The following is a 14,731-nucleotide window of genomic DNA, read 5'->3' as shown; positions in this document are numbered from 1 at the left end:
ACCTAGGTGTATCGGTTCTTAACGCTAGCAGCGCTGACCTCCAGTTCAACGGCACACGCGAGCAAGCGTCTCTGTCTGTTGTATTCAACTTTTATTTTTTGTCTTTAATCCGCCCAATGCACACTTCTTCTCTCCAGCAAAATATCCTCGCTGAGCTAGATCATGAACTGCTCACTACCCGCAAAATTCTTGAGCGCGTACCGTTCGACAAGGCTGATTACCAACCGCACCCGAAGAGTATGAAGCTGGTGCAGCTGGCATCGCACGTCGTGAACCTGCTAGCGTTCAAAACCCTTTTCGTAGAGCACGACTCGCGCGATTTCCTCAATAAAAATGCTCCCAAGCCGGGTCCAACGCCTACTTCCAAGGAGGAACTGCTCGCCCGCTTCGATGAGTACGCGGCCACCCTGCGCAAAGCCCTAAGTGAATCGGATGACGAAAAGCTCACGCATCCTTTCAAGCTGCACGCCGGCGAGCAGGTATTTATGGAGCGTCCCAAAGGTGCCGCGCTGCGCATCATGGGCCTGAACCACAGCATTCATCACCGCGGCCAGCTCAGCGTGTACCTGCGCCTGCTCGATATTCCAGTGCCCGCGATGTACGGCCCCAGCGCCGACGAGCAAGGCTGGGCATAAGTTGTAATCCATAAAAAAGCCCCCCAGAAGTAGTTCTGGGGGGCTTTTTTGCGCCAATATAATTCAGGCGGTGCGCGGCGATTCAAGCCGCTGACTGTGCTGTTCTGGTTATTTCTGGGCCGAGAACACCTGCTCGCCGGCTATCCAGGTTTGCTGCACCTGAGCGCCGCGCAGCTCGGGAGCCGGGGCAGTGAGCAGATCTTTGTTGAGCACCACAAAATCGGCGGCCATACCGGGCTGGATGCTGCCTTTTTGCTTTTCCTCGAAGGCAGCGTGAGCGGCCCAAGTAGTCATGCCACGCAGAGCGTCGGGGCGGGAGAGGGCGTTCTGCATCTGGAAACCGCCTTCAGGGAAGTTTTTGGCATCTTGGCGAGCCACGGCTGAGTGGAAACCAAACAGAGGATTGATGTCCTCCACGGGAAAGTCGCTGCCCAGCGCCACTTGCCCGTATTGCTTGCGCAATTCCTCAAAGGCGTAGGCAGTTTTGAGGCGCTCCGGACCCAGCCGCTCGCCAGCCCAATACATATCGGAGGTGGCGTGGGTGGGCTGCACCGAGGGCACAATGCCGAACTGTCCAAACTTGCCCATGTCGGCGGGCGTGACAACCTGGGCGTGCTCGATGCGCCAGCGCCGATCTTTCTGACCCTTCAGCGCTTCTCCGTAAATATTCAGGATGATGCGGTTGGCCGAGTCGCCGATGGCGTGGGTATTCATCTGGAACTTACTAGCCGCAATTTCTTTGGCCAGCGCCCGGTACTCTTTTTCAGTGGAAAGCAGGAAACCAGTTTCCTTGGGCCGGTCGTGGTAGGGCTCTACCAAGCAAGCGCCGCGTGAGCCCAGGGCACCGTCGGCGTACACTTTGAAGGAGCGCACCGTGAGGCGGTCGGTCTCTACGGGGCCATTTTTGAAGTAAAACGCTCGGTTGGCAGCTGTTGGGTTGAGCATCGCATAGAGGCGCAGCTTGAGCTTGCCCTGTTTCTGTAAGGCTGCTAGCTGATCAATGTTGGCCTTGTCCAGGCCCGCGTCGGCGAGGCTAGTGAGGCCCACTGCTACGCACAGTTGCTGAGCTTGCAGCAGCGCAGCGTTGGCTTCGGTGGCGGAGAGCTCGGGAATCTTTGCTGCAACCAGATCAACGGCATTATCTACCAGCAAACCAGTAAGCTGCCCCAATGCGTCACGGCCAATTACGCCGCCGCTAATGGGCGTGCTAGCCGTAACCCCGGCCAGGTCCAGCGCCTTTTGGTTAACCAAAGCTGCGTGCCCATCTACCCGCACAATGATTACGGGAACATTAGGAAAGAGCTTATCAAGAGTGTCTTTCGTCGGAAACTGCTTTACGGGCCAGTCGTTTTGGTCCCAGCCGCGCCCGGTAAGCCAAGCCGCCTGCGGATACTGTTGCCGTTGCTGTTGCAACGTGCTTACCACATCGGCCCACGAGTTGGTACCTACCAAGTCGGCATCGCGCAGGCCCAGGGCGTAGCGGTAGAAGTGACAGTGCGCATCGTAGAAGCCAGGGTAGATAAATTGCCCCCCAGCGTCTACTTCTTGCTTGCCCTTATACTTCTGCCGTATCTCATCCGCCGTCCCGACGGCCAGAAACTTACCATCCTGCACAGCAAACGCCTGTGCCTTGGAAAACGCCGAATCGACGGTGTACACGGTGGCATTGTACACTACTAGGTCGGCGGCTTGCTGCTGGGGGGCATTTTTGCAACTGCTAAAGCCAGCCAGCAGCGGCATTAGAAGAAAAAGAGAGCTGAAAAGTCGATTCATGCGAGCAAGTTAAGCCGCGCCGCAAAATGTAGCGCTACTTCTGATTGACCCTTGTGGATTATAAAGAAATAAGTAGCTGTAAAAAAGAACGTCATGCCGAGCAATGCGAAGCATCGCGCGCAGTCGTTGGATTTACCAATCTGACAACTGCGCGCGATGCTTCGCTTTGCTCGGCATGACGTTCTTATTGAAAGGCCAGCCGTTTAAAATGACAGCCTTTCAGCTTCTACTCAAAGCGCATGTGCTTCACCGATTCCCCGGAGTTCTTCAATTCAATCAGCGAGTCGATGCCAATCTGTAAGTGCGTATGCACGTAGCCTTGAGTCACTTTCGAGTCACTTTCGGCGGTTTTCACGCCTTCGGGCGTCATTGGGTTGTCGCTTACCAGCAGCAGAGCGCCGTGAGGAATTTCGTTGATAAACCCGACCACGAAAATGGTCGCTGTTTCCATATCCACGGCCATGGCCCGAATCTGACGCAGGTACTCCTTGAACGCGTCGTCGTGTTCCCACACGCGGCGGTTGGTAGTGTACACGGTGCCAGTCCAGTAGTCCTTTTCGTGCTTCTTAATCATAGACGACACGGCCCGCTGCAAACGGAAGGAGGGAAGCGCAGGGATTTCCGGAGGCAAATAGTCATCGGAAGTACCTTCACCGCGGATGGCGGCGATGGGCAGAATCAAGTCGCCGAGCTTGGTTTTGCTTTTCAAGCCGCCGCATTTGCCCAAGAATAGAGCAGCTTTTGGCTTGATGGCCGACAGCAGGTCCATGACCGTAGCAGCCATCGGCGAACCCATGCCGAAGTTGATAATCGTGATACCGTTGGCCGTGGCCGACTGCATGGGCTTGTCCATCCCGCGCACTTCCACGTCGAACTGTTCGGCAAACATATTCACGTAATTGATAAAGTTGGTCAGCAGAATATACTGCCCAAACTCCTTGAGCGGCACACCGGTGTAGCGCGGTAGCCAGTTCTCCACTATGGCGGATTTGTTCTTCATAGGGTGGGATTAAATGATTTAATGAGATGGTGATTTAGTAAGGTGCTGAGGTGACAAATGAAACCATGGTACTCATCATTTTGCTAAATCACTAAGTCACAAATTGATACAAAAAAACCGTCGCACTTTCGAACGACGGTACAGCGGATGAAAAGCGGAAGCAGTGATTCCGGGCCGTACCTTTGGAGGTGATGCAAGCCCTCGACCTGCCGCCTTTCGAATACAAAGTTACAAAATCGGGTGCAAACTATCTGATTTGGGACATATTGCGCCGCAAAAATATAGTGCTAACGCCCGAGGAGTGGGTACGCCAGCATGTAGTACACTACCTGATCAACGAGTTGAGCTATCCGCGCGGCTTACTCAACCTGGAGCGCGGCCACGCCTACAACCAGCGCCAGAAACGTACGGATATCTGCGCCTTCGACCCCAGCGGCGCCCCGCTTCTACTGGTTGAGTGTAAGGCAGCTACCGTGCCTATCACGGCTGCCGTAGCGCATCAGGTTACTACCTATAATCAGACAATTGGAGCACCGTTGTTATTGCTAACTAATGGGTTGCAACACTACTGCTGGCTCGTCGATTTCAAGCAAAAGAGTAATCAACGCTTAGCTGAAATTCCGGCTTACGAGCAGGCATTGGCTTTAATAGGTTGAGTCTAATCAAATACAAAAAAGGCGGTCATGCAGAGCACAGCAAAGCATCTCGCTCGCGGTAGTAAGATTAGTAACCTGACATCAGCACGCGAGATGCTTCGCTGTACTCTGCATGACCGCCTTTTTATGACATTACTACTTACACGTTAGCATACGAGCTGCTGCGCCGCGGCTAGACATTCTACTTGGCATAGTAGTAACCTTATTTGACAGAATCGGATTGCTTGTAAAGCGAGTTATCCAACAACCCATTGGTCAGAAACTGCACGCTAGCGCGTAGCTCCTGGCCGTACTGCTGGGCCTTTGCCGGGTTCTGGACTGGTGTAGGAGGTAAGTCGTGGCGGCGGTACGGGTAGAGGCGCACTTGGTCGTTGGCCGTTAGCTCCGTGACGTAATCCTTGTGGACGAGATAGTAGGAGCCGCCCGTAAGGAAAAGGGCGCGGCCGTTAGCCAGTGTATCGAACACGGAGTAGCCGAAAGGCAGCAGCTTGCCCTTAGGAGCCACGCCCAGATAGTCGAGCACGGTGGCGGGAATATCTGCTTGCTGGGTAATGCGGTCCGCATTGGTGGGGGGCAATTTTCGACCCGGATGGAAGAGCAGCAGGGGCGTTTTGTAGCTGCCTAGCGTATTCTGGTACTCGGGCGCAAGTGTTTGGGAAGTGTGGTCAGCCAGCAGGATAAACAGCGTATTCTGGTACCAAGGCTGCTGAGACGCGGCTTTGAAAAACTGCTGGAGCGCAAAATCGGTATAGCCGATGGAGGCGTGAATGGGCAGTTTGCCCGGTGTGAAACGCTGCTTATGCTGCTCTGGCACCGGAAATGGCTCATGGGATGTGAGCGTGAAAACGGTAGAGAAGAAGGGCTGTTTTTGCTGACTTAATTGCCTGGCAAAATACTGTAAATAAGGCTCGTCAAAAATGCCCCAGTGCCCATCAAAGTCCGGGCTTTTGGCGCCGCCGGGATATTCATTGAGCCCGAAATACTGCTGCACACCCACCATGCCGGCGAAGGTATTAAAGCCCATCGTTCCATTCTCCGCCCCATGAAACACGGACGTAGCGTAGCCCTGCCGCCCCAGTAACTCACCGAGGCCGTGCAATTCGTTGGTTTGAAAATTAGACGTGATAAATGGGCTTTCCATCAAAGCCGGCATACCAGCCAGCACGGCCGGCAGCGCCTCAATGGAGCGGCGCCCATTAGCGTAATGGTCGCGGAAAAAAAGTCCCCTAGTAGCCAAGGAATCAAAGAAAGGCGTGTAGCCGCGGCCGCCATTCTCAATGCCCGTGTACTCCGAAGCGAAGCTTTCCAGCAAGATAATAACTACGTTGTCACGCGGGGCGCTGGGGTTGGCCGCGGGCATACGCGGCACCAAAGCTTGTCGCAGTTGCGCCTCCGACTCAAAATACGTGCGCCGCTCCACCGCCTGATAACCCAGACTGCGCAGAAAAGTAAAGGTGCTGTTCAGCGCCAGATGCCCCAGCACAGGTGGCATCTGCACGAAAGCATGGCCTGTACGCAATGGCTTAAGCTGCAAGCCGCCCCGAATACCGATAACAGTAAGAGCCGCCACGAAAGCTACTTCCAGCAATGGCCGCACCAAGCGCCGTTGCAATGACGCTTTTACCGGACTGGGGGGCAAATTACTTGCCGTTGGCATGGGGTAGAAATACCACAGCAACCCGAACAAAAGCAGAAAAGGCGGCACCAGAAACCAGTAATGAAATGCTAGTTGTCCAGCCTGCCGCTCAATATCGCCGGTAATGGTAAATAACTCATCGGTCGTGCGGCGGCCGATAAATTTGAAATACTGGCTATCAATAATGTTGAGGGCCATGCCGGTGGCGTTGAGCGTGAGGTACACGCCCCGCACAAACCCCTGCCAGCCTTTAGTAAACCGTGGCACCAAAGACAGCAGCAGAAACGGAATGTTGAGCAGCAACAGGGCCGCTATATCAAACCGGAAGCCGTGCCAGAAAGCCCAGGCTATCTCAATGCTCGATGCCTCGTGAAATACTTCTTGATTAGCCCAATAAAAGCCTGCCCGCAGCAGCACATGGATACCAAGCAATAGAGCAAAACGACGGAGCAGTAAGCGCAACAGAGGAGACGGCATTCTTCGAAATCTATTCCTGAAGCGGCTTTATGGTCAGGGCTTGGCCATCAGGCAAGTGCTTGATTTGCCGGTATAAATCAGCGAGAAACGCTAGGCGCTTCGGCACCGCAACTGGAGCCACGGTGGCTTTGTCGGTGTTGGCGGCAATGCAAACTGGCGGGTACACATGCAGCAGCTGACCGGGTGCTAACGCGCCACCCTGTTGCTGCCAGCGCCGTAATGGTTCTAGCCCCAACGCATCCACCGGAAACTTGTCAGCACCAATCAAAAAGTGCTTGAAGTCAACCTCCAATGGTGCTATTTCGCCGGTTTCGGTGTCGAGAAAGACAACCTCGCCTTGGCGCAGCAAAAACTGGTTACCCACGCAGTCCTGGGCAAAGGGGATGTCATTCTTCAGGACCGTATCGTAGGTTTTCTGTAGAGCCTGTTCGCCTTGCCACGCTTCTCGCAGGGAATGCCACACTGGCTCGGAGCAGCAGCCCCGAACGTGCAAACCGCCGAAGTACGCTACCACTCCATTGTGCTGCCGCAGAAACGCCTGCAGTTCTTTGGGCAGCATGGCTAGTAACTTATGGTCGGTGATAGACTCACCGGTATAAATAATTCCTTTCATGTCGAAGAATAAGAGCGCACGGTAGCAATTTGTTGAGTTTTGCTACGCCACGCTATCAACTAAAAAGCCTTCCCGATAGTGTATCGGGAAGGCTTTTTAGCACAGATAAAACCTTAAGCGTGGGCGGGCTCTAATACGGAATCAACGCTCACTAGCGGTAGGTTCCAAGCTTCGGCTACGCCTTGGTACACTACTTCGCCATTCACCACGTTCAGGCCCAAGCGCAGGGCTGGGTCGCGGCGGCAAGCTTCCTGCCAGCCTAGGTTAGCCAAGCGCACAGCGTAGGGCAGCGTAGCGTTGGTCAAAGCTAAGGTAGAGGTATAAGGCACAGCGCCAGGCATGTTGGCCACGCAGTAATGCACGATATCGTCGATGATGAAGGTCGGGTCTTCGTGGGTGGTGGGCTTGCAAGTTTCGATGCAGCCGCCCTGGTCCACCGCCACGTCTACGAGCACAGTGCCGGGGCGCATGGTCTTGAGCATGTCCCGGGTGATGAGGTGAGGTGCTTTGGCACCCGGAATCAACACAGCACCTACTACGAGGTCAACAGTTTTGATGGCTTCGCGAATGTTGTACTCGTTGGAATACTGGGTTACCACGTTTTTCGGCATGAAGTCGTCGAGCTCACGCAGACGGTTCAGGCTAATATCCATGATCGTAACCTGAGCACCGAGGCCGGCAGCTACTTTCGCAGCCTGCGTACCTACAATGCCACCGCCAAGTACAAGCACGTTGGCAGGCTTTACACCGGGTACGCCACCTAGCAGAATACCACGACCTTTCAGTGGCTTCTCTAGGTACTTAGCGCCTTCCTGCGGTGCCATGCGGCCTGCTACTTCGCTCATCGGGATGAGCAGGGGCAGCGCACGATTGGGCAGTTCTACAGTCTCATAAGCCAAGCAAACGGCTTTGCGCTCAATCATGGCGTGAGTGAGCTCCTCGCCGCTGGCAAAGTGGAAGTAAGTGAACAGCAGTTGGCCTTCTTTGATCAGGCTATACTCCTCCTTAATAGGCTCCTTTACCTTCACAATCATCTCTGCCTGAGCATATACTTCCTCAATGGTGGCGAGGATTAGCGCTCCGGCTTCTTCGTATTCGGCATCCTGAAAACCGCTGCCCAAGCCGGCAGTAGCCTGCACGTACACGGTGTGGTTGTGCTTGCGCAACTCAGCAACGCCAGCGGGCGTCAGGCCCACACGGTTTTCGTTATTCTTGATTTCTTTTGGTACGCCGATGATCATGGCAGAGAAGTAAAGATTGGGTGGAAGACGATGGGTGAAAACGGCCGCAAAGATAGGTAATGCTATTGGCTCGTCTGGAGTGGTGCTACGACTTTTTCCATCAAAGCGCCACTCCGCACTTTATTTGAATGGTACGGCCGTAGCACTTTCTTTGACCATGCTGGCCGCATTTAAGTCGCGCACTACGTTGGCCTTTAGCGTCAGCTTAGTAGCACCTTCGATGTCATTCGAATTCAACGTAGCAACGTCCGCCATCTGGCCAAGCTGGCGCTGAGCGTACAGCAGTTCAATAACGGCGCTTTGGCCAGGCTTGATGGGCTGGGGGGCGTTTTTGTAGCCTACACAATTACAGGGCGAAGTAATCATACCCAGCACTAGATCTTGCTTACCCGTATTCTTTACCGTGAAGCGGGCTATGGGCTGTTGGCCGGCTTCCATTTTGCCAAAGTCGTGGGTGGTACGGTCAAGAACGAGGCGTGGGGCCTGGGCGCGTTGGGCGGGCGTGAGGCTAGCCTTCACTTCCTCCGGATTGAGCACTGTGCCCTTAATGGTAAGCGTGGTGTTGGGCGTGGCGGCGTTGCTGGTCACAGTCACGGTCTTGTTGAATACGCCGGGGCGGCCAGCGCTGCTGTATACGGCCTTCACTATACCCATTTTTCCGGGCAGCACGGGCGTCTTGGTCCAGTCGGGTGTGGTACAGCCGCAGGAGGCTTGCACATTGGCTATAATAATGGGCTGATTGCCAGTATTTTTGAACTTGAACTCGTGGGTAGCCATGGTACCCTCGGGCACGTTGCCAAAGTCATGCTGCTCTTTTTCGAAAGTCATAATGCCCTGTGCTTGGGCCGAAAAACAGAACAGCAGCAAGGCCAAAATAGACAGGAGAGAGGCGCGGTTTTTCATAAATTGATAGCGTTAAAAGAAGAAACTCAAGGCAGTACTTCCGGCTTTAACTAAGTGTATCAGAACGAAGCAGCACTGCATGCTACACCAAAGATAGACAAAAAGTGTCCGGCCTCGTAGGGGGCTCTAGGGGGCGTTTAATCAGCATCGCGCCCAAATCCGTACTTTTGCAGAACGGGCGGCCCCACCCCCAATTATGCCGACCCTTACCACCTGCCTTATTACCACTCTTCCTTATGTCCACTGCCGAATCCGCATTAGCCGTCACCCCGACCACTCTCAGCAAAGAAGACCTGCTCCATGACTACCGCTTGGGCTGGGAAAGTCGCCACGCCTCCTTAGCTGGTCGGAAGGAAGTGTTTATGGGCAAGGCCAAATTTGGCATCTTCGGCGACGGCAAAGAACTGCCCCAATTGGCCATGGCCCGCGTGTTTCAGCCCGGTGATTTTCGCTCGGGTTACTACCGCGACCAGACCTTTATGATGGCCGCCGGCGAACTGACCTTGCAGCAATATTTTGCTCAGCTTTATGCCCACCCCGATGTGGAAGCTGAGCCCGCCACAGGCGGACGAGCCATGAACGGCCACTTCGCCACCCGCCTGCTCGACGAGGATGGAAATTTCAAGAACCTTGCGCAGCTAAAAAACTCATCAGCCGACGTGTCGCCGACGGCCTCGCAGATGCCGCGCCTCGTAGGTTTAGCGTACGCCTCCAAGTTATATCGCCAGAACCCTGAACTGCATGAAATGACGCAGTTTAGTGTAAATGGCAATGAGGTAGCGTTTGGCACGATTGGCAATGCCAGCACTTCGGAAGGGATGTTTTTTGAAGCCCTGAATGCGGCCGGCGTATTGCAGATTCCGATGCTGATGTCGGTGTGGGATGACCATTACGGTATATCGGTACCGGCTGAATATCAGACTTGTAAGCAAAGCATCAGCGCCATTCTCAGCGGCTTGCAGCGCGAGGCTCCCGGCGAGCAAGGCTTCGAGATTTTTGTAGTGAAAGGCTGGGACTATCCGGCCTTGCTAGATACCTATCAGCGCGCCGCCGACGTTTGCCGCCGCGAGCATGTGCCGGTGCTCATTCACGTGACGGAAGTAACCCAGCCCCAAGGCCACAGCACCTCCGGCTCGCACGAGCGCTACAAAACCAAAGACCGTCTGACCTGGGAAGAAGCCCACGACTGTCTGCTCAAAATGCGCGAGTGGCTGCTCTCCGAAGAGTACGCAACCGCCGAGCAGTTGGATCAGATAGAGAATGAAGCTAAAAACACCGTGCGTGAAGCACGTACTGCCGCCTGGGGGGCGTTTTTCAACCCCATAAAGCAGGAGCGCGACGAAGTCGTGGCCTTATTGGAAAAGCTGGTTGAAGAAACTGGCCGCCAGAATGCTCTGCACGAAATGGTGGAGCATCTGCACCAAAACCCCGCGCCCATTCGCGCCGACCTAGTGCGTACCGTACGCAAAGCCCTGCGCTTCACCCGCGACCAGCAACATAGCGCCAGCCGCCGCGCTCTAAACCAATGGTTGGAGCAAGCCCTGGCCGAAAACGCTGATCGCTATAACTCTTACCTCTACAGCCAAAGCGAGCAGGCTGCCTTAAATATTGAAGTTGAGCCCGCTACGTTTGCCGAAAATGCCCCCCAGGTAGATGCACGCGAGGTATTGCAAGCCTGCTTCGATGCTAACTTCCGCCGCGACCCCACCATCTTCGCTATCGGTGAAGACGTAGGCCGCATCGGCGACGTAAACCAGGCGTTTGCCGGTTTGCAGGAGAAATTTGGTGAGTTACGAGTAACTGACACTGGTATCCGCGAGTGTACCATTGTGGGCCAAGGAATTGGCGCCGCTTTGCGAGGTTTGCGGCCAATTACCGAGATCCAATACCTAGATTATCTGCTCTATGCCATCCAAATTTTGTCGGATGACGTGGCTTGCTTACAGTACCGTACCAAGGGCGGCCAAAAAGCCCCCCTAATCGTGCGCACGCGTGGGCACCGGCTGGAGGGCATTTGGCACAGTGGTTCGCCTATCGGTATGATTCTGAGCAGCATTCGGGGTATGCACGTGTGTGTGCCGCGCAATATGACTCAAGCTGCCGGTTTCTATAACACCTTGTTACGCAGCGATGAGCCTGCTTTGGTAATTGAGCCTCTGAACGGCTACCGCTTGAAGGAGCGCATTCCGCAGAACGTGGGCGAGTTCACCTTGCCGCTGGGCGTGCCGGAGGTATTGCTGGCTGGCACCGATATAACGGTAGTGACTTATGGCTCGATGTGCCGGATCGTGCTAGATGCCGCCAAGCAATTGTCCGAAGTAGGCATTTCGGTGGAAGTAATCGACGTACAAACACTTCTGCCTTTCGACTTACAGCACGTTATTACGGATAGCATCCGCAAAACCAGCCGCGTGCTCTTCGCCGATGAAGACGTGCCCGGCGGCGGCACGGCTTATATGCTACAGCATGTGCTGGATGAACAGCAAGCTTACCGCTACCTCGATTCCCAGCCCCGCTGCCTTGCCGCCCAAGCGCACCGCCCGCCTTACGGCTCCGACGGCGACTACTTCAGCAAGCCCAATGCCGAAGATGTATTCGATACGGTGTACGAAATGCTGCAGGAGTTCGATCCAAAGCGCTTTCCAGCTATCTATTAGACGTCTGCAAGGAGCTTTTAAAACAAAAAACCAGCTGAATGTCATTCAGCTGGTTTTTATTGTCTGTAACACTTCCGAAACTATTCAGGGAATAGTTATCGGGTCGGTAGTAACCGTATTGCTTTGGTTCAAGGCGCGGTCGAGAATAGATACATCGAAGCGAACTACTTGGCCAGAGCGAAAGGGCGAGCCCACGTAGAAATTATAAGAGAAACTCAAATCGCCTCGCAAGGGAGCTTCCCGCCCGTCGGTAGCAAGCGGCGGATAAGTACTGTTGTAGTTGAAACTAGGGTCAGGCAATTCCAACTCGACGAACTCACCATTAGCAGTATTCCGAATGTAGGGCGTGAGATAATAGTTGTTGTAGTAAGGATTAAAGGAGCCATCAGGATTACGTTCGGCCCAGGGCGAACCCGGAACTTTGTCCTCATTGGTTAGGCCCAAGTCACCGTTGCCATCCCGAAAGCTGACGGTAATTGTCACCTGATCGTAAGTGCCGGTGTTATCGGTGATGCGCTTAGAGGTGATGCTCTGAAACCCGATGGTTGGCGTATCTGGGTAATCTGGCGGTTCGAGGCAGGAAGAAACTGTCAGGCCCGTGAGCAGGAGCAGGGCGCCCATCCGAAGAGTACGAAGTAGGTTCATAAGAAGAAAGAAGACAGGTCGAACACGGCTTTTTCAGCCAGAACGGAATATACAACTTCTCAACGAAGACGTGCTGCGTTTGTTATACCTAGCTGCTAACCCCACTGTTTTGTAATGAGTTTCCGCGCCGCGCACCTACATGCTTTGCCCACCGTATCGGCCGCCTCGTTCGAGGAAATGAGTCTGCAACTGTTTCGGTATCAGGCTGAAAATTGCCCCCCATACGCTGATTATCTAGCCGCCTTGGGGCGACATCCGAGCACAGTGCACACGCTGACTGATATTCCTTTTCTACCCATTGAGTTCTTTAAAACGCATGAGGTACGCACCGCGCCCGCTGACTGGACGCCCCAAGAAACTTTCCTGAGTAGCGGCACCACCCAGCAGCAACGCAGCCGCCACCTCCTGCGCGACCCTGCACTGTACCGCCAAAATGCCGCCCGAATTTTCGAACAAACCTACGGGCTGCTTTCCAACTGGATCTTTCTGGCCCTGTTGCCTTCATACTTGGAGCAAGGTCAATCTTCCTTAGTCGCTATGGTTGAGTACTTCGCTAAGGAATCCGGCCAAACTCAGGCCGCTTTCTTCCTCCACGACCACGCTGCCCTGCTGCAAGCCCTAGCCAGCGCCAAGCGCGATGGCACGCGGCGAGTCATGCTGCTAGGTGTTTCCTACGCATTGCTCGACTTAGCTAGTGCCTATGCGGGTACACCTGAATTGCAGGGACTTACGGTGCTCGAAACAGGTGGTATGAAAGGTCGGCGCCGCGAGATGATACGGGAGGAGCTGCACGCCGAGCTGCAAGTCGCTTTTGGCCCCCAGGGCATACACTCAGAATACGGAATGACGGAGCTGTTGTCGCAGGCATACAGCACCGGAGAGGGACGCTTTTTTTGCCCCCCAGGCTTACGTATTTTGCTCCGCGAGCCTTCCGACCCATTCTCCATTGATGCTGCGCGCCCGGCCGGGGCCATCAACGTCATCGACTTGGCTAACATTGATTCCTGCGCTTTTATCGAAACCAAAGACCTCGCCCGCCAACACGCTGATGGCTCATTTGAGGTGCTGGGCCGGCTAGATAACTCGGATGTGCGCGGCTGCAACCAGATGGTGTAGACATAGAAAGGCCTCCACATCGGGCACCATTCCTACTAATTAGGACGATGCCCGACGTGGAGGACTTCTAGTTTATTTGCCCGAATACATCTTCGCGTCGGCTTCCGAAATAATATCGTCGCTCATAATTACGAGGCGTTCCACTACGTTGCGCAGCTCGCGGATATTGCCGCGCCAGTCCAGGCTCTTTAGGTAAGCCAAAGCTTCGGGGCTTACGGTTTTGGGCTTGTTGCCGTAGTCGCGGGCAATGTCGTCGAGAAACTTCTGCACCAAGTCGCCAATGTCTTCGCGACGGTCATTTAGGGGCGGAACCTGGATGAGGATAACCGACAGCCGGTGGTACAAGTCTTCGCGGAAGTTGCGGTCGGCAATTTCCTGCTGGAGGTTTTTGTTGGTAGCCGCTAATACGCGCACGTCCACCGTGATTTCCTTTTCACCGCCTACGCGCGTGATTTTGTTTTCCTGCAAAGCACGCAGCACTTTGGCCTGAGCCGACAAACTCATGTCACCGATTTCATCGAGGAAAAGTGTGCCGCCGTGCGCCTGCTCAAACTTGCCGATGCGCTGCTTAACAGCGGAGGTAAATGAGCCTTTCTCGTGGCCAAACAGCTCGCTCTCAATCAACTCGGAAGGAATAGCGGCGCAGTTCACCTCGATCATCGGACCGTTGGCGCGGTTGCTTTGCTCGTGGAGCTGGCGAGCCACCATCTCCTTACCGGCGCCGTTCGGACCCGTTATAAGCACACGGGCGTCGGTGGGGGCTACTTTGGCAATGGCCTTACGCACCTGCTCCAGCGCGGGCGAATTGCCCACCATCTCGGAGCTCTTCGCGATTTTCTTCTTGAGCGTTTTTGTCTCGGTTACCAGCTTAGTGCGGTCCAACGCGTTGCGCACCGTTACCAGCAGGCGGTTGAGGTCTGGTGGCTTTTGCAGGAAGTCGTACGCGCCTTTCTTGGTGGCATCTACTGCCGTATCGATGCTACCGTGAGCCGAAATCATGATAAAGGCGGCATCGGGGGCTACATCCTGCGCTCGGCTCAGCACTTCCAGCCCATCCATCTTGGGCATTTTGATGTCGCAGAGCACGACGTCGTACTTGTTCTTGATGAGCATGTCCAAGCCGGAGGGGCCATCTTCGGCCTGGTCCACGGCGTAGTTTTCGTATTCCAGAATTTCCTTCAGCGTATTACGAATCGACTTTTCATCGTCGATGATGAGGATCTTGGGCATGGGTGGAAGGCAGGGTAAACTAGTATTAGAGAGCAACGGATGAAGGTGACGAAACCCTTACCCGCCGCGAAAGCAAAGCAACTTACGAAATGTAGCGCCACACAGGTTGGGCAAGTATAGCTTATTAAAGGCAGTCAGAGAGGGTCTAA

Annotated in this window: 12 protein-coding genes; 4 read left to right on the top strand and 8 right to left on the bottom strand. The window is 54.6% G+C overall.

Annotated features, from left to right (window positions below):
- Positions 1-116 precede the first annotated feature (116 nt).
- Positions 117-635 carry a DinB family protein gene (locus ACW9KT_RS11620; RefSeq protein WP_457080511.1) on the top strand — a complete coding sequence of 173 codons (519 nt, stop codon included), beginning with the start codon at positions 117-119 and terminating at the stop codon, positions 633-635.
- Between the two features lie 108 nt (positions 636-743).
- Here ACW9KT_RS11620 and ACW9KT_RS11615 read toward each other — a convergent pair whose 3' ends face one another.
- Both ACW9KT_RS11615 and ACW9KT_RS11610 read right to left on the bottom strand, forming a co-directional pair.
- Entirely contained in the window at positions 744-2,408 is a 1,665-nt protein-coding gene (locus ACW9KT_RS11615; protein ID WP_457080509.1) for an amidohydrolase, read from the bottom strand.
- Between the two features lie 226 nt (positions 2,409-2,634).
- Positions 2,635-3,408 carry an AMP nucleosidase gene (locus tag ACW9KT_RS11610; RefSeq protein ID WP_457080507.1) on the bottom strand — a complete coding sequence of 258 codons (774 nt, stop codon included), beginning with the start codon at positions 3,406-3,408 and terminating at the stop codon, positions 2,635-2,637.
- 191 nt (positions 3,409-3,599) lie between these two features.
- Here ACW9KT_RS11610 and ACW9KT_RS11605 point away from each other — a divergent pair, with 191 nt between their 5' ends.
- Positions 3,600-4,064 (top strand): type I restriction enzyme HsdR N-terminal domain-containing protein, encoded by a 465-nt coding sequence (locus tag ACW9KT_RS11605; RefSeq protein WP_457080506.1) that lies wholly within the window; start codon positions 3,600-3,602, stop codon positions 4,062-4,064.
- Positions 4,065-4,266: 202 nt separating this feature from the next.
- On the opposite strand, the gene ACW9KT_RS11600 is transcribed toward ACW9KT_RS11605, so the two are convergent.
- The 4 genes from ACW9KT_RS11600 to ACW9KT_RS11585 all read right to left on the bottom strand — a co-directional run bounded on the left by ACW9KT_RS11600 (position 4,267) and on the right by ACW9KT_RS11585 (position 8,934).
- Positions 4,267-6,177 (bottom strand): LTA synthase family protein, encoded by a 1,911-nt coding sequence (locus tag ACW9KT_RS11600; RefSeq protein WP_457080504.1) that lies wholly within the window; start codon positions 6,175-6,177, stop codon positions 4,267-4,269.
- Between the two features lie 10 nt (positions 6,178-6,187).
- Complete coding sequence (locus tag ACW9KT_RS11595; RefSeq protein ID WP_457080502.1) at positions 6,188-6,790, bottom strand: SMI1/KNR4 family protein; 603 nt, start codon at positions 6,788-6,790, stop codon at positions 6,188-6,190.
- A 113-nt stretch (positions 6,791-6,903) separates the two neighbouring features.
- Complete coding sequence (gene ald / locus ACW9KT_RS11590; RefSeq protein ID WP_457080500.1) at positions 6,904-8,031, bottom strand: alanine dehydrogenase; 1,128 nt, start codon at positions 8,029-8,031, stop codon at positions 6,904-6,906.
- Between the two features lie 120 nt (positions 8,032-8,151).
- Complete coding sequence (locus tag ACW9KT_RS11585) at positions 8,152-8,934, bottom strand: DUF1573 domain-containing protein (protein ID WP_457080499.1); 783 nt, start codon at positions 8,932-8,934, stop codon at positions 8,152-8,154.
- A 236-nt stretch (positions 8,935-9,170) separates the two neighbouring features.
- Between ACW9KT_RS11585 and ACW9KT_RS11580 the strand changes: the two genes are divergently transcribed.
- Positions 9,171-11,591: an alpha-ketoacid dehydrogenase subunit alpha/beta gene (locus tag ACW9KT_RS11580; protein WP_457080497.1), complete on the top strand. Its 2,421-nt coding sequence runs from the start codon at positions 9,171-9,173 to the stop codon at positions 11,589-11,591.
- A gap of 84 nt (positions 11,592-11,675) precedes the next feature.
- On the opposite strand, the gene ACW9KT_RS11575 is transcribed toward ACW9KT_RS11580, so the two are convergent.
- Positions 11,676-12,236 (bottom strand): hypothetical protein, encoded by a 561-nt coding sequence (locus tag ACW9KT_RS11575; RefSeq protein ID WP_457080495.1) that lies wholly within the window; start codon positions 12,234-12,236, stop codon positions 11,676-11,678.
- A gap of 114 nt (positions 12,237-12,350) precedes the next feature.
- Between ACW9KT_RS11575 and ACW9KT_RS11570 the strand changes: the two genes are divergently transcribed.
- Positions 12,351-13,352: an acyl transferase gene (locus ACW9KT_RS11570; protein ID WP_457080493.1), complete on the top strand. Its 1,002-nt coding sequence runs from the start codon at positions 12,351-12,353 to the stop codon at positions 13,350-13,352.
- Positions 13,353-13,424: 72 nt separating this feature from the next.
- Here the strand turns inward: ACW9KT_RS11570 and ACW9KT_RS11565 are convergent, their stop codons facing one another.
- Entirely contained in the window at positions 13,425-14,582 is a 1,158-nt protein-coding gene (locus ACW9KT_RS11565) for a sigma-54-dependent transcriptional regulator (protein ID WP_457080491.1), read from the bottom strand.
- Positions 14,583-14,731 lie beyond the last annotated feature (149 nt).

The organism is Hymenobacter sp. HD11105 (assembly GCF_054051685.1).
The sequence above is the reverse complement of the archived record's forward strand: the minus strand, read 5'-3'. Positions and strand labels throughout refer to the sequence as shown.